This is a genomic window from Pseudomonas sp. HY13-MNA-CIBAN-0226, assembly GCF_040310305.1.
Lineage (GTDB): Bacteria > Pseudomonadota > Gammaproteobacteria > Pseudomonadales > Pseudomonadaceae > Aquipseudomonas > Aquipseudomonas gregormendelii.
This window is the reverse complement of sequence record NZ_JBEOPS010000228.1, coordinates 1-275: the sequence shown is the minus strand read 5'-3', so window position 1 is coordinate 275 and position 275 is coordinate 1. Positions and strand designations below refer to the sequence as shown.

General features: G+C 44.7%; 1 protein-coding gene. It reads right to left on the bottom strand.

Annotated features, from left to right (window positions below):
- A partial coding sequence (locus tag AAEZ05_RS28530; RefSeq protein ID WP_350649947.1) for an AIR synthase-related protein occupies nt 1-275 on the bottom strand: 275 nt, incomplete at both ends.

Below are 275 nucleotides of genomic sequence, written 5' to 3'. Positions count from 1 at the left end.
GGCTAAATCAATCACTAAGCCGGTATTACCCGCAAATGCCATTTCCACTAAGGTGGTAAATAAGCCGCCATCACTACGATCGTGATAAGCCATCACAGCTTGCTCAGCTACTAATTTCTGCATCACTTCAAAGAAACCCGCTAAGTTGGCGGTGTTATCTAATGTTGGCGCTATATCACCTAGCTCACTGTAAACCTGCGCTAAACAAGAACCGCCTAGACGGTTTTGGCCATTGCTTAAGTCGAGCATTAATAATGCACTGTCACCTTTATCAC